Consider the following 21,273-nt stretch of genomic DNA (forward strand, 5'->3'; position numbering starts at 1 on the left):
CGGGCCGAGAGGGGCCGACGGGGTCCCCCCCGTCACGCGTCACCCTCGCGCATCGGAACCCGCACCCCGCGCTCACCCGCGACCTCGTCGGCGCGGTCGTACCCCGCGTCCACGTGCCGGATCACACCCATCCCGGGATCGTTCGTCAGGACGCGGCGGATCTTCTCGCCCGCCAGCGCCGTCCCGTCCGCCACCGTCACCTGGCCCGCGTGGATGGAGCGGCCCATGCCGACGCCGCCGCCGTGGTGCAGGGAGACCCAGGACGCGCCGGAGGCGACGTTGACCATGGCGTTCAGGAGCGGCCAGTCCGCGATCGCGTCCGAGCCGTCGAGCATCGCCTCGGTCTCCCGGTACGGGGAGGCCACCGAGCCGCAGTCCAGGTGGTCGCGGCCGATCGCCAGCGGGGCCGCCAGCTCTCCCGACGCCACCATGTCGTTGAAGCGCTCGCCCGCCCTGTCCCGCTCGCCGTAACCGAGCCAGCAGATCCGCGCGGGCAGGCCCTGGAAGTGGACGCGCTCGCCCGCCATCTTGATCCAGCGGTGCAGCGACTCGTTCTCCGGGAACAGGTCCAGGATCGCCTTGTCCGTCTTGTGGATGTCGGACGCCTCGCCCGACAGCGCCGCCCAGCGGAAGGGGCCCTTGCCCTCGCAGAAGAGCGGGCGGATGTACGCGGGCACGAAGCCGGGGAAGTCGAACGCCCGCGCGTATCCGGCGAGTTGGGCCTCGCCCCGGATCGAGTTGCCGTAGTCGAAGACCTCGGCGCCCGCGTCCATGAAGCCGACCATCGCCTCGACGTGGCGGGCCATGGACTCCCGGGCGCGGGTGGTGAAGCCCGCCGGGTCCTTCGCCGCGTACGAGGCCATGTCGTCGAAGTCGACGCCGACCGGCAGATACGCCAGCGGGTCGTGCGCCGACGTCTGGTCGGTCACGATGTCGATCGGGGCGCCCTCGGCCAGCATCTGCGGCACCAGCTCCGCCGCGTTGCCGAGCAGGCCGATGGAGAGCGGCCGGCGGGCGTCGCGCGCCTCGACGGCGAGCTCCAGCGCGTGGCGCGGGCTGTCGGCCTTCACATCGAGGTAGCGGTGCTCGATACGGCGCTCGATGGCACGCGGGTCCACGTCGATACAGATCGCGACGCCGTCGTTCATCGTCACGGCGAGCGGCTGGGCGCCGCCCATGCCGCCGAGACCGGCGGTGAGCGTGATGGTCCCGGCGAGCGTGCCGTTGAACTTCTTCGCCGCCACCGCCGAGAACGTCTCGTACGTGCCCTGGAGGATGCCCTGGGTGCCGATGTAGATCCAGGAGCCCGCGGTCATCTGGCCGTACATGGTCAGGCCGAGCTGCTCCAGGCGGCGGAACTCCTCCCAGTTCGCCCAGTCGCCCACCAGGTTGGAGTTGGCGATCAGGACGCGCGGGGCCCACTCGTGGGTCTGCATCACGCCGACCGGGCGGCCGGACTGCACGAGCATCGTCTCGTCCTGCTTGAGGGTCCGCAGCGTACGGACCATGGCGTCGAACGAACGCCAGTCACGGGCCGCCTTGCCCGTCCCGCCGTAGACGACGAGCTTGTCGGGGTGCTCCGCGACCTCCGGGTCGAGGTTGTTCTGGAGCATCCTCAGGGCGGCTTCCTGCTGCCATCCCAGGGCGCTCAGTTCCGTACCGCGCGGTGCCCGTACGGGGCGGGGTCCTGACATGGCGAGGCCTCCTCACGACGTGACTCAGATATTCACATCCTGGCCGTCTGAATAGAACTAGTCAATACATCGGTACGTCTGCGCGTCGGCCGACCCGGTGATTGGCTGGAAGCCATGACCGACACCGAGGCGGCGGCGCGGCGCGACCAGGCGGTGCGGGCGGCCGTGGAGCAGGGCCTCGTCGGCCCCGGTGTCCCGCTGGCCGCCTTCCTGGACGTCACCGGCATCCGGGCGAGCGCGGCCGCGCTGACCTCCGCCTTCGCGGCCGTCACCGACGCGCCCGTGCTGCACGCCTTCGCCGTGAAGGCGTGCCCGCTGGTGCCGGTCCTGCGGCTGCTCGCGGCCGAGGGGCTCGGCGCGGAGGTCGCCAGCCCCGGCGAGCTGGCCCTGGCCCGCGCCGCCGGGGTCGCACCCGGCCGCACGGTCCTCGACTCCCCCGCCAAGACCCCCGCCGAGCTGTGCGAGGCCCTGGCCCTGGGCGTCGCCGTCAACGCCGACAACCCGCAGGAGCTGGCCCGCCTCGACGCGCTCGTCGCCTCCGTCGCGACCGCCTCACCGCTCGGTCTGCGGGTCAATCCGCAGGTGGGCGCGGGGTCCATCGGCGCGCTCTCCACGGCGACGCGGACGTCGAAGTTCGGGGTGGGGCTGCGGGACGAGGGGGCGCGGGAGTGGGTCGTGGCGGCGTACGCGGCCCGCCCCTGGCTCACCCGGCTGCACACCCACACCGGCTCGCAGGGGGTGCCGCTGGAGCTGATGGCCGAGGGGGTGCGGGCGGCGTACGAGCTGGCGGAGGAGGTCAACGCGCGCGTGGGCCGCCGGCAGATCGACACGGTCGACCTCGGCGGGGGACTGCCGGTGAACTTCGCCTCGGACGAGGTGAGCCCGACGTACGGCCAGTACGCGCGGCTGCTGCGGGCTCGGGTGCCCGGGCTCTTCGACGGCTCGTACGCGCTGGTGACCGAGTTCGGCCGGTCGCTGCTGGCCAAGCACGGGACGGTGCTGGCGCGGGTGGAGTACGCGAAGACGGCCGGGGGGCGGGCCATCGCGGTCACCCACGCGGGCGTGCAGATCGCGGCGCGCACGGTGTACGCGCCGCGGTCCTGGCCGCTGCGGATCGCCGCGTACGGCCCCACGGGCCGCCCCAAGCCCGGGCCGCCCGTCCTCCAGGACGTGGCGGGGCCGGCCTGCTTCGCGGGGGACCTGCTGGCCTCGGCGCGGCCGCTGCCGCGGCTGGACCAGGGGGACCATGTGGCGGTGCTGGACACCGGGGCGTACTGCTTCGCCCACCACTACGCGTACAACAGTCTCGCCAGACCGCCCGTGCACGGCTTCACGACGTCCCCGTCGGGGGTCCGCTTCGCGGTGGTGCGGGAGGGGCAGACGGTGGAGTCCGTAGTGGCGGAGTCGGGCGGCGCAACCCCGGACGCGCTGCTGTAGCCCGCGGCCCCCGCGGCCCGGCGGGGCCCGGCTCGCACAGTTCTCACCTGCGGGCCGGTGGCGGGTTGCTCGCGCAGTTCCCCGCGCCCCTGAGGTATCCCCCCGCGGCCAGAATTCCCAGCTGAGCCACAGCCCCCCGAAAGCGCCCCCGGCGCCCGAGCCCCGTACCCCCAAGGGGCGCGGGGAACTGCGCGAGCAACCCACCACAGCCCGCAGACGAAAGCGGGTCCCAGGGGCGCGGGGAACTGCGCGAACGGCCCACCACCACCCGCAGCCGACCCCCGGGCCGAAAAGGGGCGCGGGGAACTGCGCGAGCAACCCGCCACACACCCGCACACAAACCCCGGGCAACCCCAACTACTCCACGAACAAGCCGCGCCCCGCGGCCCCCGCGTCGAACTCCTCCAGCCGCGCCTGCGCATCCGGCAACCCGTCGCACATCGCCTCCAGCAACACCCTCCCCAGCAGCATCGGCGCACACGCCGTGTCGAAGGCGAGGCCCGTGCCGACCGCGGCCGGGATCAGCAGGTCGCTGTGGCGCGCCACCGGCGCGAACGCGGAGTCGGCGACCGTGACCACCACGAGCCCCCGCGAGCGCGCGTACGCCAGCGCGTCCACCACCTCCCGGGGATGCCGCGGCAGCGCGAAGCACAGCAGCGCCGACGCCCCGGCCCGCGACGCCGCGTCGATGCGGTCGACCAGCATCGACCCGCCCTCGTCGAGCAGGCGCACATCCGGATGCACCTTCGCCGCGAAGTACGCGAAGCCCCGCGCCTGCGAGGAGGCCGCGCGCAGCCCGAGCACGGGCAGCGGCCGCGACGCGGCCAGCAGCCGCCCCGCCTCCTCCACCGGCGCCGGATCCGCCAGCAGCCCCGCCAGATGGCGCAGGTTCTCGATCTCGGCCTGCACCGCCTGCTGGTACTCGTTGTACGCGTCCTCGCCCGTCGCGGGCGCGTCCGCGGGCACCATCTCGCGCAGATGGCGCCGCAGCGCCGGGTACCCGTCGAAGCCCAGCGCGACCGCGAAGCGCGTCACCGAGGGCTGGCTCACCCCGGCCAGCTCCGCCAGCTCCACGCTCGACAGGAACGGCACATCGGCGGCCCTGCGCACCATGGAGTGGGCGATCCGCCGCTGGGTCGGCGTCAGCCGACGCCCCTCGAAGAGCTGTTGCAGCCGCGCGGCAGGGCCGTCGCTCATGCCGTCCCCCTTCCTCACGCCCGTGGCTCCGGGGCCACCACCACGATATTCAGTCGCGCAGCACTCTGCATGACCATATGCAGAGGAGCAAGTACGGGGGCTACCCCCACTGTGCCCGCGCCGCGCGCTCCGTACCGTGGACGGCATGGAAGCCCGCGACGCCGAACTGCGCAAAGAACTGGACGCCACCCTGCGGGCTCGCAGGGAGCTCGGCGAGGAGTACGAGCCCGCGCTCGTCGACTCGTTCCTGGAGAAGGTGGAGCAGCGCCTCGACCCGGCGATCGACCGCCGGGTGCGCCGCCAGCTCGCCGAACAGCAGATGGTGGTGGCCCGCGGCGGCCGCCCCGCCGGCCGGCACCCCGACCTCGGCTTCGCCGAGCGCTTCGGGTTCGGCATGATCTCGCTGGTCCTCGCCATCCCGCTGTCCGCGATCGGCGCCGTGAACGCGGGGCTCAGCGGGCTCTTCATCACCTGGGCGGGCATCTTCGGCGTCAACGCCGTGCACGCCGCCCGCCCGTGGCCGTGGCCGCGCCGCCGGGGCGACGACGCCACCGACTGAGGGCGGACGGCGGAGAGAAAGCTGAGCGCGGGGACCGCCGCACCCCCGGTCGCCCGGGGGGCGGGACGACGGCGGTCCCCGCGCGGGACACGGTCCCGGGTCAGGGCCGGTCGCCGCGTCCTGGGCGTCCGGGAGTCCGGGAGCCGCTCCGGAGGTCCTCGACGCCGCTGGTGGTGCCGGCCGGGTCTCCCCGTCCGACACCCCTCACTGTGCCGTACGTGTGTTAAGCGCGTGCTGCGCGGACATGTCGTGCCCGTACCGGTTCCGCGACGAATGTGACGGCCCGCCACTTCCCCGGCGCCGTACGGGACTCAGCGCTCAGGGGTGGGCCGGATGCGCCGGGTGCGCGGTGGAGGGTTCGGTCGCGGTCAGCCGCCGCCGGCGCCGGTGCTTGAGCAGGGCCCAGGGCGCGCGGGCCGCGCTGACCTCGGTGCCGGGCTCCGCCGCCGCCTCCGCCGCCGCCTTGGCCACCGGCAGGATGTCCTCGTCGCGGTCCGCGTCCAGCCGGTCGGCGTCCGGCCACAGTCCGAGCGACGCGCAGAGCGTGGGCAGGACGGCCATCGCCGCCGTCGCGTACCCCTCGGCCGAGGGGTGGTAGTTGTCCGGGCCGAACAGCTCGCGCGGGTTCGCCTCGAACTCGGGGCCGAGCAGATGGCCGAGCGAGACCGTCCGCCCGCCCTGCTCGACCACCACGATCGTCTGCGCCGCCGCCAGCTGCCGCGAGACGCGCCGGGCCAGGAAGCGCAACGGCTGGTAGACCGGCTCGACCGAGCCGAGGTCGGGACAGGTGCCCACGACCACCTCCGCGCCCGCCGTACGCAGCCGCCGCACCGCACCCGCCAGATGCCGCACCGAGGTGGTGGCCGGCATCCGGTGGGTGACGTCGTTGGCGCCGATCATGATCACGCAGACGTCCGGGACACGCGCCGGGTCCGCCAGCATCAGCGAGACCTGGCGGTCCAGGTCGTCCGACTGGGCGCCCGGCTGCGCCACGTTGCGCAGCGTGACCATCCGCTCCGCCACCGCCGCGAGCCCCGAGGCGAGCAGCGCCCCCGGGGTCTGCCCGGCCCGCCGCACGCCCTGCCCGGCGGCTGTCGAGTCACCCAGGATGCCGAGCCGCAGCGGGGCCGTGCCATTGGCGAACGCCACCCCGTACAGCCCGTCGGCGCTCGGCGGATGCGGGGCGGTGGCGCCGCCCACCGAGCGCCTGGCCAGCGCCGCCTCCGCGAGCAGCACCCCGACGGCGGCCGTGGCGAGCAGCCCGATCCCGCCCCCGCCGAACGCCGCGCCCGCCGCGATGCGACGCGCCACCCTCGCCCGTGACCCCGCCGACATCCCGGCCGACACGGTCGACACACTCCCAGCCACCGCCACCTCCTTGGAGCCGTACATCAGCTACCTGCCCGGTGACGGGTGTCGCTCAATCCCGCTGTGAGGTGAACGGGCGCTCGCCGTGCGCATACGCTGGCGGGACCATCACGGAGACCCCGGAGACAACGGTGCAATTCCACGACTCGATGATCAGCCTCGTCGGCAATACCCCGCTGGTGAAGCTCAACAGTGTGACCGCGGGCATCCAGGCGACCGTCCTGGCCAAGGTCGAGTACTTCAACCCGGGCGGCTCGGTCAAGGACCGGATCGCCGTGCGCATGATCGAAGCGGCGGAGCAGAGCGGCGCGCTCAAGCCGGGCGGCACGATCGTGGAGCCCACCTCGGGCAACACGGGTGTCGGTCTCGCGATCGTGGCCCAGCAGAAGGGCTACAAGTGCATCTTCGTCTGCCCGGACAAGGTGTCACTCGACAAGATCAACGTTCTGCGGGCGTACGGGGCCGAGGTCGTCGTCTGCCCGACGGCGGTCGACCCCGAGCACCCGGACTCGTACTACAACGTCTCGGACCGCCTGGTGCGCGAGACGCCCGGCGCCTGGAAGCCGGACCAGTACAGCAATCCGAACAACCCGCGCTCGCACTACGAGACCACCGGTCCGGAGCTGTGGGAGCAGACCGACGGCAAGATCACGCACTTCGTGGCGGGCGTCGGCACCGGCGGCACGATCACCGGCACCGGCAGGTACCTCAAGGAGGTCTCCGGCGGGGCCGTACGGGTGGTCGGCGCCGACCCCGAGGGCTCGGTCTACAGCGGCGGGTCGGGCCGTCCGTACCTGGTCGAGGGCGTGGGCGAGGACTTCTGGCCGACCGCCTACGACCGTGAGGTCACGGACGAGATCGTCGCGGTCTCCGACAAGGACTCCTTCCAGATGACCCGCCGCCTCGCCAAGGAGGAGGGCCTGCTGGTGGGCGGCTCCTGCGGCATGGCGGTCGTGGCGGCGCTGCGGGTGGCGGAGGGGCTGGGCCCGGACGACGTGGTCGTCGTCCTGCTCCCGGACTCCGGCCGCGGCTACCTCTCCAAGATCTTCTCCGACGAGTGGATGGCCGGGCACGGCTTCCTGGAGGAGGCGGGCCCGTCCGCCCGCATCGGTGACGTCCTCGCCGACAAGGAGGGCGCGATGCCCTCCCTCGTCCACATGCACCCCGAGGAGACGGTCGGGGAGGCGATCGAGGTGCTGCGCGAGTACGGCGTGTCGCAGATGCCGATCGTGAAGCCCGGCGCGGGTCACCCGGACGTGATGGCGGCCGAGGTCATCGGCTCGGTGGTGGAGAAGGAGCTGCTCGCGGCCCTCTTCGCGCAGCGCGCGTCGCTCTCCGACCCGCTGGAGAAGCACATGAGCCCGCCGCTGCCGCAGGTCGGCTCGGGTGAGCCGGTGGCGGAGCTGATGTCGGTGCTGGGGGAGGCGGACGCGGCGATCGTGCTGGTCGAGGGGAAGCCCACGGGCGTGGTGAGCCGCCAGGACCTCTTGGCGTTCCTGGCGAAGTAGCCGCACCCCTTTTGCCCGGGCGGCCCCCCGGCTCCCTCCTCTGCTTGTCCACCGGACGGGCGGGGGCGGGGGAACGGGGGGCCGTTTTTCACCTGCGGGCTGGTTGTGGCCGGTCGCGCAGTTCCCCGCGCCCCTCGGTGGTCGGCCGCAGCCGGAGAACACAGCTCAGCCACAGCCCACCCAGGGGCGCGGGGAACTGCGCGAGCGACCACCCACCGGCCCGCAGACGCACCCCGGGCCAAAAAGGGGCTTCGCCCAGCGCCCGTCCACGCAGGGGACTGAGCGGGCGCTTAGAAAAGAGGCCCGTGTCACACGCGCCGACCGATGACCAACCCCGTACGTACGGGTAACTTCCCAGAGAGCCCGCCCGCTTAGCCTCTGGAGCCGTGATGCCCGAAGCCGTGATCGTCTCGACCGCCCGTTCCCCCATCGGCCGCGCCTTCAAGGGCTCGCTCAAGGATCTGCGGCCGGACGACCTCACCGCCACCATCATCCAGGCCGCCCTCGCCAAGATCCCCGAGCTCGACCCGCGCGACATCGACGACCTGATGCTCGGCTGCGGCCTCCCCGGCGGCGAGCAGGGCCACAACCTGGGCCGGATCGTGGCCGTGCAGATGGGCATGGACCACCTGCCGGGCTGCACCATCACCCGTTACTGCTCCTCCTCGCTCCAGACCTCCCGGATGGCGCTGCACGCCATCAAGGCGGGCGAGGGCGACGTCTTCATCTCGGCCGGTGTCGAGATGGTGTCGCGGTCGGTGAAGGGCTCCTCCGACGGGATGCCCGACACCCACAACCCGTTCTTCGCCGAGGCCGAGGCCCGTACCGCCGCCGTCGCGGAGTCCTCCGGCGCCTCCTGGCACGACCCGCGCGAGGACGGCCTGGTCCCGGACGCGTACATCGCGATGGGCCAGACCGCCGAGAACCTGGCGCGCGCCAAGGGCGTCACCCGCGCGGACATGGACGAGTTCGGCGTACGGTCGCAGAACCTCGCCGAGGAAGCCATCAAGAACGGCTTCTGGGAGCGGGAGATCACCCCGGTCACCACCCCGGACGGCACCGTCGTCAGCAAGGACGACGGCCCGCGCGCCGGCGTCACCGTGGAGGGCGTCCAGGGCCTCAAGCCCGTCTTCCGCCCCGACGGCATGGTCACCGCGGGCAACTGCTGCCCGCTCAACGACGGCGCCGCGGCGCTGGTCATCATGAGCGACACCAAGGCCCGGGAGCTCGGCCTGACCCCGCTGGCGCGGATCGTCTCCACCGGCGTGACGGGCCTCTCTCCCGAGATCATGGGTCTCGGCCCGGTCGAGGCGTCGAAGCAGGCCCTCAAGCGCGCCGGTCTCACCGTCGGCGACATCGACCTCTTCGAGATCAACGAGGCGTTCGCCGCCCAGGTCATCCCGTCCTACCGCGACCTGGAGATCCCGCTCGACAAGCTGAACGTCAACGGCGGCGCCATCGCCGTCGGCCACCCCTTCGGCATGACCGGCGCCCGCATCACCGGCACGCTCATCAACTCCCTCCAGTTCCACGACAAGCAGTTCGGCCTGGAGACGATGTGCGTGGGCGGCGGCCAGGGCATGGCCATGGTCATCGAGCGGCTGAGCTGAGCTGGAGCGGAGGGTAGGGGTCGCCCGAGGAACGAGGGCGGCACCTGCCCGCAGCGGAAGCGAAGCGAACGCGACCAAGTCGGCGCGCGGCTGAGCTGAGCTGGAGCGGAGGGTAGGGGTCGCCCGAGGAACGAGGGCGGCACCTGCCCGCAGCGGAAGCGAAGCGAACGCGACCAAGTCGGCGCGCGGCTGAGCTGAGCTGGAGCGGAGGGTAGGGGTCGCCCGAGGAACGAGGGCGGCACCTGCCCGCAGCGGAAGCGAAGCGAACGCGACCGAGTCGGCGCGCGGCTGAGCTGACGAAGCCCTACGCTGCGGCGGGGGCGGCTTCGGCGGCCGGGGGCGGGATCGCCCCCGGACACCGTTCCACCCCCGCCGCTTCCGGTTCGTGACCGAATCTCCCCCAGGATGTGACGTATATCCCGAGGGAGAGAGATCCGCCCAGGTCACAGCGTTTTCAGGGGGAGCGGGGATAAACCTCAGGCACAAAGACCTGTCCGTTTCGTGACGTAATGCACTGACAAGGGGAGCGGACGCCCGACAAGCTGATGTAGGAAGTCGGGGAATCGTTTGAATCCGGGAGTAAGTCAGTGAGCGCCATGTCTTTTGCCCTGCTGCTGACCACGGCCGCCTCCACGGCCGTGGGCGCCGCTGCCCTGCACGCCGCCCACGGGCTGCGCAGGCAGGTCGTGGCGCTGCGCGCCGACCTCGCGGCCACGAACGCCGGTCCGGCCGCCACCGTGCCCCACCAGGCGCGCGGCGGCGAGACCCCCGTCGCCGAGATACGCGCGGCCGTCGCCGAGGCGCTGGCCGAGGAGCGGGAGCGCGAGCTCGCCGAGGCGCGGGCCTTCTGGGCCGCGCAGGAGGCGCGCGACGCGGCGGACGCCCCGTCGCTCCTGGGCGGCCTCTCCGGCCTCGGGGAGGACGCCTCGCTGTTCCTCCCCCGGCAGTCCGACTTCGTCGGTCTGGAGGGCGTGGAGCTGTCCCCCGAGCCGTACGAGGAGTTCCCCGAGGACTCCCCGGAGCTGGCCGCCGCCCGCCGCCGCCACCCCTCGCACCCCGACTTCGTCCCGGCCCAGACCTCGGTCGTGGCCGACCACGAGTCCACGGTGGCGCGTCTGGAGCAGCTGGCCGAGGCGCGCACGGCGCTCGCGGACGTCCGCCCGGGCCCGCTGGGCACCCTCGACGTCTACGTCTTCGCCGACGGCACCACGCTGTGCATGACCCCGGGCCACCGCGAGACCTCCGAGCGCCTGGCCGAGGCCCTGCGCGAGGGCGAGGCGCCGGTGCTGCTGGGCGGCTCGGGCATCTCGGGCGCGTACGCCCTGACGTTCTCGTGCGGCGAGGAGAGCGTGTACATCCTGGCGGACCGGGTCATCGCCTCGCTGTAGGCCCGGCGCGACCGGTCACCGCTCCAGCGCGGCCCCCCTTCGGCGCCGTTACCCCTTCAGCGCCGCGACGCGGGGCGCGAGCTGCCGCACGGACCGGGCGTCGCGCGGCAGTGCCGGGTCTCTGTCCGCCGCGTCCTAGCCGAACGCCCTGCGCACCGCCCCCTCCACCAGCCCCACCGCCTCGGCCAGTCCGTCGGCCGGAGCCGCGCCCGTGCGCAGGGCCTCGGCCAAATCGCGGCCCGCCACCGACACTTGGTCCGCGACCGCGAACGCCCCCGCGTCCGGCATCACGCGGGGCTCGGCGCCGGGGGTCTCGGCGCGCTGGGCCCGGGCCGACAACTCCCTGGCCAGGGCGAGTGCCTCGGCCGCCGCGCCGCGGCGCAGACGGCTCTCGGGAGCGCCGCGCAGACGGTCGGCGAAGCGGTCCACGGCGGCGAGGAGCGGGGTCACATCAAGCACGCCGCGACCCTACGCGCCGCCCCGGGACTGTTGCCAATGCGCGCACGCTCAGGCACGGTGACGTGAAGGACCGTCCCCCGCGTTCCGGCCCCGCCCGGGCGGGGGGACCCCCAGGCAATGCGTCCGGAGGCGCCGATGTCCCAACTCTTCTCCGAAGAAACCCATCGCAACCTGCTCTCCCGCATCCCCCACTGCACCGGTCGTGAAGTCTCCGACTGGCTCCGCACCGTCGACGAAGGCCCCTCCCTCGTGAGGTTCGAGGAGAAGGTCAGCTGGCTCCGCAGCGAGCACGACCTCGCGTACGGACACGCCAAGGCGATCATCCACGAGTACGACCTGAGGCGGGCCGCGCGCCGCCTGCTCTAGGAAGGAACCCCTTTGTGCTCCGCCCCGCCGCGACCCCCGGCGGGGCGCAGTGCTGCCGGGCGGACGCGAAGGGGCCCGCCCGGCTCTCGCCGGACGGGCCCCTTCGCACTGCGTGACGGGCGTCAGTCGTCGCCCTGGAGGATCGCCACCAGACGCAGCATCTCCAGGTAGATCCAGACGAGCGACATGGTCAGGCCGAAGGCGGCCAGCCACGACTCCTCGCGCGGGGCGCCGTAGGTGATGCCGTCCTCGATCTGCTTGAAGTCCAGCGTCAGGAAGAAGCAGCCGAGCAGGATGGCGAGCACGCCGACCGCGAAGCCGAGCGGGCCGAAGCTGCGCAGGCCGCCGCCGTCGGCACCGCCGAACGCGACCACCAGCAGGTTGACCGCCATCACCAGGACGAAGGCGATCGCGATGGTCATACCGACGCGCGCGTACCGCGCGGTCACGCGGACCCAGCGCTGCTTGTAGGCGAACAGGGTGGCGCCGGAGACCGCCAGCGTGCCCAGGACCGCCTGGAAGGGCGCGCCGGACCAGCGCTCGTTGTACATCTCACTGATCACGCCGAGGAAGACGCCCTCGAACGCCGCGTACCCGATGATCAGCGCCGGGACGGGCTTCGCCTTGAACGACTGGATCATCGCCAGGACGAACGCCACCAGGGCCGAGCCGAACGCCAGGCCGTAGCTGGTCGACGAGACCGGCAGCAGCGTCCAGGCGAGCACCGCGGCGACGGCCACGGTGCCCAGCGTGATCGCGGTGCGCGAGACGACGTCGTCCATCGTCATCGCGGTGCCGCGGGCCGGGGCCTGGGGGGCGCCGTACTGCGTGTCCTGCTGGGCGTAGGGATTCGTCGCGTACGGGTTCGTCGCGTGCGGGTTCGTCGGTGCCTGCGCGTACGGGTTGCCCCCGGCCTGCGGCGCGGTGTTGAAGCCGGCGTAGCCGTTGTCGCGGCTGAACCCCCGTCGCGAGAAGACCGGGTTGCTGCTCCTCATCTCACTCCTCCATGGCCGCCCTGTGCGACCTTGATGTCAAGGGTAATGGGAAAGCAAAACAATCCCCTAGTGCTCTGGGAGGATCTTTCCTCGCCAGGCAGGACGTACACCAGGGGGCTCGCGGTCACAAGAGTGCCACGGACGGTGTCCGGGCGGTTCCCGGGCGGCGGCGGCCGGAGGTGGGTGGCGGGCCGGGCGGGACCTCCGGGGCGGGGCGGGACACCTCGGCGGGGCGGTTCCGGGGCGCCGGAGGGATGGCACACGGGTGGCGTCGGATGGGTGGCTCCCGGGTGGCGCCGGTGGGGTGGCTCCCGGGTGGCGCCGGTGGGCCGTACCGGGGGCGCGCGGAAACCGTTCACCCACGCACCGGTCATTCGCCGGTAATCGGCCATACGGAGCGCTGTCCGGTCGTTCCGCCCACCGAATTATCGGTTCTCCACGCTCTCCCCCGAGGGGGTGAGAGGTGCCCGGAGCCGGACTTGAACCGGCACGGCCCGAGGGCCAGCGAGGTTTAAGCTCGCCGTGTCTGCATTCCACCATCCGGGCTGGTCGCACGGTTCCTGCGTTCGCCCGAAGAGCCTATCGGGACGGCTCCCCCGCCCGGCGGGACGATGGCCGATGTTGTCTTATTTTATTGACGCTTGAGTGGGCGTCAGCCCGATCGAGAACCCTTGCGGCACATGCCGGAGGCGGTTGGCAGGCATACCGGTCAGCCGGACTGTGCGTAGCGGAATGACGCGAATTCGACTCCCGCCCGAGGGCCGTGCGGACGGCCGGCGGGGGCGGCGGCGCCTAGGGGACGGTGTCATACCGCAGGAGGAGGCGGGGGGCGCCCGCATAAGACTCAAGACGGCCCGCGAACGGGCACAGGGACTGACGATCCGGGGCCCGGCCGCGTCAAGGATGGAGGAGTCCCCGCACCACGTCCGACAGGAGCCTTCCGTTGACCACCATCCCCACCGCACACCGCGCCACCGCGGTGGCCGCCCGCGCCACCGAGCTGTCGAAGGTCTACGGAGCGGGCGAGACCCAGGTGGTCGCGCTCGACCGGGTGACGGTCGACTTCCACCGGGGCGAGTTCACCGCGATCATGGGCCCCTCGGGCTCCGGCAAGTCCACGCTGATGCACTGCGTGGCCGGGCTCGACTCCTTCAGCTCCGGCTCGGTCCGCATAGGCGACACCGAACTCGGCTCGCTCAAGGACAAGCAGCTCACCCAGCTGCGCCGCGACAAGATCGGCTTCATCTTCCAGGCGTTCAACCTGCTGCCGACGCTCACCGCGGCCGAGAACATCACGCTGCCGATGGACATCGCCGGCCGCAGGCCGGACAAGGAGTGGCTCCAGCGGGTCATCGACATGGTGGGCCTGTCCGGGCGGCTCTCCCACCGGCCCACCCAGCTCTCCGGCGGCCAGCAGCAGCGCGTGGCCGTGGCCCGCGCCCTGGCCTCCCAGCCCGAGATCATCTTCGGTGACGAGCCGACCGGAAACCTGGACTCCCGCGCGGGCGCCGAGGTCCTGGGCTTCCTGCGCAACTCCGTGCGCGAGCTCGGCCAGACCGTGGTCATGGTCACCCACGACCCCGTCGCCGCCTCCTACGCGGACCGCGTGATCTTCCTCGCGGACGGCCGGATCGTCGACGAGATGCTGCGCCCGAGCGCCGACGGCGTGCTGGACCGCATGAAGGAGTTCGACGCGCTGGGCCGCACCAGCTGACCTCGGGGCACCGCCCCCGCCCGTTCGCCCCTTCGCCCGGCCCCCACCCCAGGACTGAGAAAAGCCCCATGTTCAAGACCGCCCTGCGCAACGTGCTCGCGCACAAGGCCAGGCTGCTGATGACCGTGCTCGCCGTGATGCTCGGCGTGGCCTTCGTCTCCGGCACCCTGGTCTTCACGGACACCCTCAAGAGCGCCTTCAAGAACCAGTCGGCCAAGAGCTACGACCATGTGGCCGTCGCCGTCACCTCGTACGGCGGCGGCGACGACAAGAAGGACCCCGGCGTCAGCCGTCAGACCGTCCGCAGGATCGAGGCCCTCGACGGGGTCGCCTCCGTCAACGGGCGCGTCGACGGGTTCGCCGGCGTCGCCGACCGGCACGGCAAGCTGATCGGCCAGGGCTGGGCCAACAAGGGCGGCAACTACTCCCCGGGCAAGGACGGCAAGGACCCGGCGTACACCTTCACCAGCGGCTCCGGGCCGGTGCGGGACGGGCAGATCGCGCTCGACGAGGACACCGCGTCCAAGGGCGGGTACGCGGTCGGTGACCGGGTGCGGGTGGCGACCAACGGGCCGGTGAAGACGTACACCCTCTCCGGTGTCTTCACCACCGAGGACGGCTCGGTCAACGCGGGCGGCAGCCTGGTGCTCTTCGACACCAAGGTCGCCCAGGAGCTCTACCTCAAGCCCGGCTTCTTCGAGAACGTCAACATCTCCGCCACCCCCGGCACCGACGCGCGGAAGCTGCTCGACCGGGTCGTCCCGCTGATCCCCGAGCACGCCACGGCCAGGACCGGCCAGGCGCTCGCGGACCAGGAGGCCGACGACATCGAGCGGGGCCTGAGCGCGCTCAACCAGACGCTGCTCGCCTTCGCCGCCATCGCGCTCTTCGTCGGCGTCTTCCTGATCTCCAACACCTTCACCATGCTGGTCGCCCAGCGCACCAAGGAGCTGGCCCTGATGCGGGCGGTCGGCGCCTCGCGCTCCCAGGTGCGGCGCTCGGTGCTCACCGAGGCGCTGGTGGTCGGCGTCACCGCGTCCGCGGTCGGCTTCGGCCTGGGCATCGGCCTGGCGGCCGGGCTGCGCTCCGCGATGTCGGCGTTCGGCATGAAGATCCCGGCCGGTTCCCTGATCGTCACGGCCACCCCGGTGATCGCGGCGCTCGCGGTCGGCGTCCTGGTGACCCTGATCGCCGCGCTGCTGCCCTCCTGGCGCGCCGCGAAGATCCCGCCGGTGGCGGCGATGAACAGCGTGCACGCGGCGCCCACCGCCAAGTCCCTGGTGGTACGGAACACGATCGGCGCGATCATCGCGCTGCTCGGCGCGGGCGCGGTCCTCGCGGGCGCGGCGGCGGGCAAGGACGGCAAGGCGATGATCGGCCTCGGCGCGTTCCTGGCGCTCGTCGGCATCATCGTTCTGATCCCGCTGCTCTCCCGCCCGGTCATCGCGCTGGTCCGCCCGGCGCTGGGCAAGGTGTTCGGCGTCTCCGGCAAGCTGGCCGGGCAGAACGCGGTGCGCAACCCGCGCCGCACCGGCGCCACCGCCTCCGCGCTCGCCATCGGCCTGACCCTGGTCACCGGTCTTTCGGTGCTCGGCATCACGCTCGGCAAGGCCATCGACAAGACGACGACCGACAACATCAGGGCCGACTACATGGTCACGATGGCGAACGGCGGCGACCTGGACAAGTCCGTGGTGCCGGAGCTGCGCAAGGTCCGGGGCGTCACCGCGGTCTCGCCGAAGCAGTCCTCCAGCCTGAAGCTGGACGGCTCCGACCGCGAGGTCTCCGGTGTGACGCCGGGGGACATCGAGCGGGTGCTGCGCGTGGAGACGGTCTCCGGCTCGCTCGCCACCCTCGGCAGCGGCCGGATCGCCGTGGACGACGAGACGGCGAAGAAGCACGGCTGGAAGCCGGGCACCGCGCTGGCGGCCGAGTTCGACGACAGGAAGAAGACGAAGCTCACCGTCGGCGCGGTCTTCAAGAAGCAGGAGTTCCTTTCCCCGGTCCTTGTGGCGACCACGGTGCTCGACCCGCACGAGAGCCGGTCGTACCTCCCCGAGGTCTACGTGAAGATGGACGGCGGCGCCACCGAGGCCAACGAGCAGGCGCTGGTCAACGCCCTCGGCGACAACCCGGCGATCAGCTTCATGGACCAGAAGGACATCCGTGACACCTTCGGCGGCATGATCAACACGCTGCTGAACATCATGTACGGGCTGCTCGCGATGGCGCTGCTGATCGCGGTCCTGGGCGTCGTCAACACCCTGGCCATGTCGGTGTTCGAGCGGCAGCAGGAGATCGGGATGCTGCGGGCGATCGGTCTGGAGCGCGGCAAGGTCAAGCGCATGATCCGGCTGGAGGCGGTCGTCATCTCGCTCTTCGGCGCGGTGATCGGCGTGGGGCTCGGCACCTTCCTGGCCTGGGCGATCGGCCAGACCATCAAGGGCTCGATCCCGGCGTACGCGCTGGTCGTCCCGTGGGACCGGATCGCGCTGTTCCTGTTCCTCGCGGGCCTGGTGGGTGTCCTGGCCGCGATGTGGCCGGCCCGCAGCGCCGCCCGTCTGAACATGCTGACGGCGATCAAGACCGAGTAGCGGCGGAAGGCAGAAGAGCGAAGGGCCCGGGACGGCATCAGCCGTCCCGGGCCCTTCGCGTCTCCGTCTGCGTACGTCAGCTGCCGGCGCAGTACGACATCAGCCGGTCGTGGTTGGCCTTGAACTGGTCGTAGACCGCGTCGTCGTTGATCTTCAGGATGGTCTCGTCGTTGGAGCGCAGCGCCTGCCACGAGTAGTTGTGGCTGCCGGTCCAGACGATCTTCTCGTTGGTGACGCCCTCGTACGTGCCGTTCACCAGCAGGTACTTGGAGTGGACGCCGATGTTGACGGTGTGGCCTGCGGGCGGGGTCTCCCAGCACTCCACGCGCTGGGTGAGCTGCCCGGACAGGATCGACTCGACGGTCCTGCCCATCGACGGGACGTCGGGGTCCTTGCCGCCGCCCTGGGGGTTGGCGTCGGCCGCCAGGTACACCTTGCAGCCCGCGTCGACCATCTGCGTGAGCTTGGTGGCGATCTGGTCGCGGTAGAACAGGTTGGCCGCCATCCGCACCTCGGAGTGCTGGGTGGAGGAGCAGGCGACCTTGTCGAGGATCAGCTTGACCGTGTCGGTGGCCGGGTCCGTCGAGTAGGTGGTGCCGGACGTCTCCTTGCGCGGGAAGAAGTACGTCTTGTAGTTGGCGTTGGTCGAGCTGGTGGGCGTGGAGTAGTAGGAGTTGTTGCTCGTGCCCGCCGAGCCGTTCGCCACCTGGTCGTTGAAGTACGCCTGGTAGTTGGCGTAGAGACCGGCGTCGATGAGCGTCACGGCGTTGTTGAAGAGGTCGGTGCGCTGGGTGCCCGACATGTTGGCCGAGGTCTGCACCACGACGTTGTCCGCGCCTCCCGTGTGGGAGAAGAGGAAGAACTTGTTGTGGTTGATCGAGCCGTCGTCGGTGGAGTTGAGCTTGCGGTTGGCGATGCAGGCGCGGCCCTGCGGGCAGGACAGGATCCAGGACGCCTTGGTGCGGTCGGTGCCGAGCGCGGCGGCCAGGTTCTCGTACTCGCCGCCCTTGGTCAGCTCGGCGCCGTCGGGCTTGAAGTTGTGCGACTTGTAGTCGACGACGAGCTTCACGGCGACGCCGCGGTCCTTCGCGGCGATCAGCGCGGTGCGCAGGACGTCGTCGGTGAAGGTGTACATCGACATCTGGATGGTGCTGCCCGCGGGGGCATCGTTGACCAGCGAGACGACGTAGTCGCGGATCCTGTCCTGGTCGGCGGTGGTGCCCGAGGGGTCGTTGAAGATCGCCCCGTCGGTGACCGCGACGGTGTCGGCCGAAGCGGCGCCCGGCCCGGCGAGGACGGACATCACGGCAACGGCCAGGCCGAGGAGCCAGGTTCTGCGGTGGCGGTGCACACCGGCCTCCAGTGCATAGGGCTATGAATAGCACGTACATGACAAATCGGACGGCAAGATCCCGTCCGGCCTGTCGAAGGTATCAACGCGTCCCGCCCGCTACCGGTCCGGGCTCCCCCACCGGCGCGCGCGCAGCGGCATCCCCGAGGCGCCGCCCCGGCCCGTCTTCACCGCCAGGATCTGGTTGACGCCGATCCGGTTGTGCTCGAAGGAGAGGGCGCAGGCCGCCATGTAGAGCCGCCAGACCCGGGCCCGGCCCGGGCTCGTCAGCCGCACCGCCCGCGCCCAGTCCGCCTCCAGGTTGCCCACCCAGCGGCGCAGGGTCAGCGCGTAGTGCTCGCGGAGCGCCTCCACGTCCCGCGCCTCGAACCCGGCGTCCTCCAGGGTCGCCAGCGTCCGCCCGAGCGGGGCCAGCTCCCCGTCGGGGAAGACGTACGCGTCGATGAACTCGTCCACGTGGTAGCCGGCTTCGTCGCCCCCGGGGCGCCGGGCGATCTGGTGGTTGAGCAGGCGCCCGCCGTCCCTCAGCAGGGCGTAAAGGTCGTCCGCGTACTCCCGGTAGCGCACCGAGCCCACGTGCTCGGCCATCCCCACCGAGGAGATCGCGTCGTACGGCCCGTCCCCGACGTCCCGGTAGTCCTGCACCCGGATCTCGACCCGGTCGGCCAGGCCCTCCTCGGCGACGCGCTTGCGGGCGTGGGCGGCCTGTTGGGCGCTGAGGGTGATGCCGACGACCCGGGCGCCGTGGTGGCGGGCGGCGTGCAGGGCCAGCGAGCCCCAGCCGCAGCCGACGTCGAGCAGCCGGTCGCCCCCGGCGAGGCCGAGCTTGCGGCAGACCAGCTCCAGCTTGTCGTACTGGGCCTGTTCCAGGGTGGCGCCGGGGTGCTCCCAGTAGGCGCACGAGTAGACCATCGAGGGGCCGAGGACCAGCTCGTAGAAGGCGTTGCCCACGTCGTAGTGGTGGCTGACGGCCTGCCGGTCGCGGCGTCTGGTGTGCAGCGGGCCGCTGCGCCGGCGCAGCTCCTCGGCGGGCGGGGCGGGCGGCGGCAGGGGCCCGCCGAGCCGCAGCAGCTCGCGGACGGCGGCCCGCGGCGCCGGATCGCGCAGGGGACGGACCGCGGGCCCGCCGCGTTCCCAGAGCAGCCCGGCCACCAGGTCCAGAGCCCGGTAGAGGTCCCCCTCGATGTCGAGCTCACCGGCCACCCAGGCGCGGGCCAGGCCCAGTTCGCCCGGCTTCCACAGCAGCCGGCGCAGGGCGCGGCGGTGGCGCAGCACGAGCACCGGGGCGCCCGGCGGGCCCGCCTCGCTGCCGTCCCAGGCGCGGACGCGGACCGGGAGCTCCTCGCCCAGGAGTCCGCGGGCGAGAGCGGTCAGCCGCGTGGCGGCGTCGGCCATGGCGCACACCTTCCGTGAAGTCGTCCCCGGCGAGCCCAGCACCTTGCCCGGACAAGATTGCCCCGGGCACCGGCCGTCCCGCTACGGCGCCACGGGCGTACCGGGGTGACGTGCGGCGGGGCCGCCGGGCGCGCACGCCGAAGGGGCCGCCCGCACCACGGATGGCGGACGGCCCCTTCGGGCGTTGCTAGGGGAGGCTGACCGGGGTCAGGAGGCCTTCGCCTTCTCCTCGACCTTCGCGGCCGGGGCCGGGGCGGGCTTGGCGGCCTCGTAGAACTCCTCGCGCGGAGTCTCCATGGCGCCCAGCGAGACGACCTCGCGCTTCAGGAACATCGCGAGCGTCCAGTCGGCGAAGACACGGATCTTGCGGTTCCAGGTGGGCACGGCCAGACCGTGGTAGCCACGGTGCATGTACCAGGCGAGACGGCCCTTGAGCTTGATCTTCATCTTGCCCATGACGATCATCGCGACGCCCTTGTGGAGGCCGAGGCCCGCCACCGCGCCCTTGTTGGCGTGGGCGTACTCCTTCTGCGGGAAGCCCCGCATGCCGGAGACCACGTTGTCGCCGAGGACCTTGGCCTGGCGCAGCGCGTGCTGGGCGTTCGGCGGGCACCAGGCGTTCTCCACACCGGCCTTGCGGGCGGCGAGGTCCGGGACCTGGGCGTTGTCGCCCGCGGCCCAGATGTAGTCGGTGCCCTGGACCTGGAGGGTGGGGGCGGTGTCGACGTGGCCGCGCGGGCCGAGCGGCAGGCCGAAGCGGGCCAGCGCCGGGTTGGGCTTGACGCCCGCGGTCCACACGATGGTGTTGGAGTCGACCTCCAGGCCGTTCTTCAGCACCACGTGACCGTCGACGCAGGAGTCCATGGACGTCGAGAGGTAGATCTCGACCCCGCGGCCCTCCAGGTGCTCCTTGCCCCACTTGCCGAGCTGCGGCCCGACCTCGGGAAGGATCTTGTCGGCGGCGTCGACGAGGATGAAGCGCATGTCCTCGCGCTTCACGTTGGTGTAGTACTTGGCCGCGTCGCGGGCCATGTCCTCGACCTCGCCGATCGTCTCGGCGCCGGCGAAGCCGCCACCCACGAAGACGAAGGTCAGGGCCTTGCGGCGGACGTCCTCGTCGGTCGTGGAGTCGGCCTTGTCCAGCTGCTCCAGGACGTGGTTGCGCAGACCGATGGCCTCCTCGACACCCTTCATGCCGATGCCCTGCTCGGCGAGGCCGGGGATCGGGAAGGTGCGGGAGACCGCGCCGAGGGCGACGACCAGGTAGTCGAAGGGCAGCTCGTAGGCCTCACCGACGAGCGGCGAGACCGTGGCGACCTTGCGGTCCTGGTCGATGCTGGTGACACGGCCGGTGAGCACCTCGGCTCCGCGCACGACGCGTCGCAGCGGGACGACGACGTGGCGCGGGGAGATGCTGCCTGCGGCGGCTTCGGGGAGGAAGGGCTGGTACGTCATGTACGACCGCGGGTCGACGACCGTGACGGTCGCCTCGGCGTAGCGCATCTTCTTGAGAATGCGCCGTGCCGCGTACAGGCCTACGTACCCACCGCCTACGACGAGGATTCGGGGACGCTCCGTGGTGCTCATGCCATCGAGTATCCACCCCCCTGTGGAGCCTCGCTCGTGCGCCCCTTCACA

At 72.0% G+C, this 21,273-nt stretch carries 16 protein-coding genes and 1 tRNA gene; 8 read left to right on the plus strand and 9 right to left on the minus strand.

The features are described 5' to 3' along the window. Positions 1 to 32: 32 nt before the first annotated feature. Positions 33 to 1,694 carry a urocanate hydratase gene (hutU, locus tag ACZ4MU_RS00285; RefSeq protein ID WP_467869167.1) on the minus strand — a complete coding sequence of 554 codons (1,662 nt, stop codon included), beginning with the start codon at positions 1,692 to 1,694 and terminating at the stop codon, positions 33 to 35. A gap of 114 nt (positions 1,695 to 1,808) precedes the next feature. Between hutU and ACZ4MU_RS00290 the strand changes: the two genes are divergently transcribed. Then, a complete protein-coding gene (locus ACZ4MU_RS00290; RefSeq protein ID WP_467869169.1) occupies positions 1,809 to 3,131 on the plus strand; it encodes a type III PLP-dependent enzyme domain-containing protein in 1,323 nt (440 codons plus the stop codon). Between the two features lie 357 nt (positions 3,132 to 3,488). Here ACZ4MU_RS00290 and ACZ4MU_RS00295 read toward each other — a convergent pair whose 3' ends face one another. Next, positions 3,489 to 4,328, minus strand: coding sequence for a MurR/RpiR family transcriptional regulator (locus tag ACZ4MU_RS00295; protein ID WP_467869171.1), 840 nt, complete (start codon positions 4,326 to 4,328; stop codon positions 3,489 to 3,491). Positions 4,329 to 4,473: 145 nt separating this feature from the next. Between ACZ4MU_RS00295 and ACZ4MU_RS00300 the strand changes: the two genes are divergently transcribed. Next, positions 4,474 to 4,887, plus strand: coding sequence for a hypothetical protein (locus ACZ4MU_RS00300; protein ID WP_467869173.1), 414 nt, complete (start codon positions 4,474 to 4,476; stop codon positions 4,885 to 4,887). Positions 4,888 to 5,205: 318 nt separating this feature from the next. Here the strand turns inward: ACZ4MU_RS00300 and ACZ4MU_RS00305 are convergent, their stop codons facing one another. Beyond that, positions 5,206 to 6,198, minus strand: coding sequence for an SGNH/GDSL hydrolase family protein (locus ACZ4MU_RS00305; RefSeq protein ID WP_467870553.1), 993 nt, complete (start codon positions 6,196 to 6,198; stop codon positions 5,206 to 5,208). A 188-nt stretch (positions 6,199 to 6,386) separates the two neighbouring features. On the opposite strand from ACZ4MU_RS00305, the gene ACZ4MU_RS00310 reads away from it, so the two are divergent. The 3 genes from ACZ4MU_RS00310 (at position 6,387) to ACZ4MU_RS00320 (ending at position 10,761) form a co-directional block, all read left to right on the plus strand. Continuing rightward, positions 6,387 to 7,763: a cystathionine beta-synthase gene (locus ACZ4MU_RS00310; protein ID WP_365105764.1), complete on the plus strand. Its 1,377-nt coding sequence runs from the start codon at positions 6,387 to 6,389 to the stop codon at positions 7,761 to 7,763. A 389-nt stretch (positions 7,764 to 8,152) separates the two neighbouring features. Then, on the plus strand, positions 8,153 to 9,373 hold the full coding sequence (locus tag ACZ4MU_RS00315; protein WP_467869175.1) for an acetyl-CoA C-acetyltransferase: 1,221 nt from the start codon (positions 8,153 to 8,155) through the stop codon (positions 9,371 to 9,373). A 596-nt stretch (positions 9,374 to 9,969) separates the two neighbouring features. Next, complete coding sequence (locus tag ACZ4MU_RS00320) at positions 9,970 to 10,761, plus strand: hypothetical protein (protein WP_467870555.1); 792 nt, start codon at positions 9,970 to 9,972, stop codon at positions 10,759 to 10,761. Positions 10,762 to 10,896: 135 nt separating this feature from the next. Here the strand turns inward: ACZ4MU_RS00320 and ACZ4MU_RS00325 are convergent, their stop codons facing one another. Continuing rightward, entirely contained in the window at positions 10,897 to 11,220 is a 324-nt protein-coding gene (locus ACZ4MU_RS00325) for a hypothetical protein (protein WP_467869177.1), read from the minus strand. A 135-nt stretch (positions 11,221 to 11,355) separates the two neighbouring features. Here ACZ4MU_RS00325 and ACZ4MU_RS00330 point away from each other — a divergent pair, with 135 nt between their 5' ends. Continuing rightward, positions 11,356 to 11,586 (plus strand): DUF4287 domain-containing protein, encoded by a 231-nt coding sequence (locus ACZ4MU_RS00330; protein ID WP_101388640.1) that lies wholly within the window; start codon positions 11,356 to 11,358, stop codon positions 11,584 to 11,586. Positions 11,587 to 11,708: 122 nt separating this feature from the next. Here the strand turns inward: ACZ4MU_RS00330 and ACZ4MU_RS00335 are convergent, their stop codons facing one another. Together ACZ4MU_RS00335 and ACZ4MU_RS00340 are read right to left on the minus strand one after the other, a co-directional pair. After that, a complete protein-coding gene (locus tag ACZ4MU_RS00335; protein WP_467869179.1) occupies positions 11,709 to 12,581 on the minus strand; it encodes a Bax inhibitor-1/YccA family protein in 873 nt (290 codons plus the stop codon). A 464-nt stretch (positions 12,582 to 13,045) separates the two neighbouring features. Next, a tRNA-Leu gene (locus ACZ4MU_RS00340) sits at positions 13,046 to 13,127 on the minus strand. Positions 13,128 to 13,524: 397 nt separating this feature from the next. Between ACZ4MU_RS00340 and ACZ4MU_RS00345 the strand changes: the two genes are divergently transcribed. Together ACZ4MU_RS00345 and ACZ4MU_RS00350 are read left to right on the plus strand one after the other, a co-directional pair. Continuing rightward, a complete protein-coding gene (locus ACZ4MU_RS00345; RefSeq protein ID WP_467869181.1) occupies positions 13,525 to 14,295 on the plus strand; it encodes an ABC transporter ATP-binding protein in 771 nt (256 codons plus the stop codon). 68 nt (positions 14,296 to 14,363) lie between these two features. Beyond that, a complete protein-coding gene (locus tag ACZ4MU_RS00350; RefSeq protein ID WP_467869183.1) occupies positions 14,364 to 16,889 on the plus strand; it encodes an ABC transporter permease in 2,526 nt (841 codons plus the stop codon). Between the two features lie 76 nt (positions 16,890 to 16,965). Here the strand turns inward: ACZ4MU_RS00350 and ACZ4MU_RS00355 are convergent, their stop codons facing one another. The 3 genes from ACZ4MU_RS00355 to ACZ4MU_RS00365 all read right to left on the minus strand — a co-directional run bounded on the left by ACZ4MU_RS00355 (position 16,966) and on the right by ACZ4MU_RS00365 (position 21,222). Further along, positions 16,966 to 18,240, minus strand: coding sequence for a phospholipase D-like domain-containing protein (locus ACZ4MU_RS00355; RefSeq protein ID WP_467869185.1), 1,275 nt, complete (start codon positions 18,238 to 18,240; stop codon positions 16,966 to 16,968). Positions 18,241 to 18,339: 99 nt separating this feature from the next. Continuing rightward, positions 18,340 to 19,635, minus strand: coding sequence for a class I SAM-dependent methyltransferase (locus ACZ4MU_RS00360; RefSeq protein WP_467869187.1), 1,296 nt, complete (start codon positions 19,633 to 19,635; stop codon positions 18,340 to 18,342). A 207-nt stretch (positions 19,636 to 19,842) separates the two neighbouring features. Beyond that, positions 19,843 to 21,222 carry an NAD(P)/FAD-dependent oxidoreductase gene (locus ACZ4MU_RS00365; RefSeq protein ID WP_358833757.1) on the minus strand — a complete coding sequence of 460 codons (1,380 nt, stop codon included), beginning with the start codon at positions 21,220 to 21,222 and terminating at the stop codon, positions 19,843 to 19,845. Positions 21,223 to 21,273: the final 51 nt, after the last annotated feature.

The sequence above is a fragment of the Streptomyces sp. NPDC026377 genome (assembly GCF_055567715.1).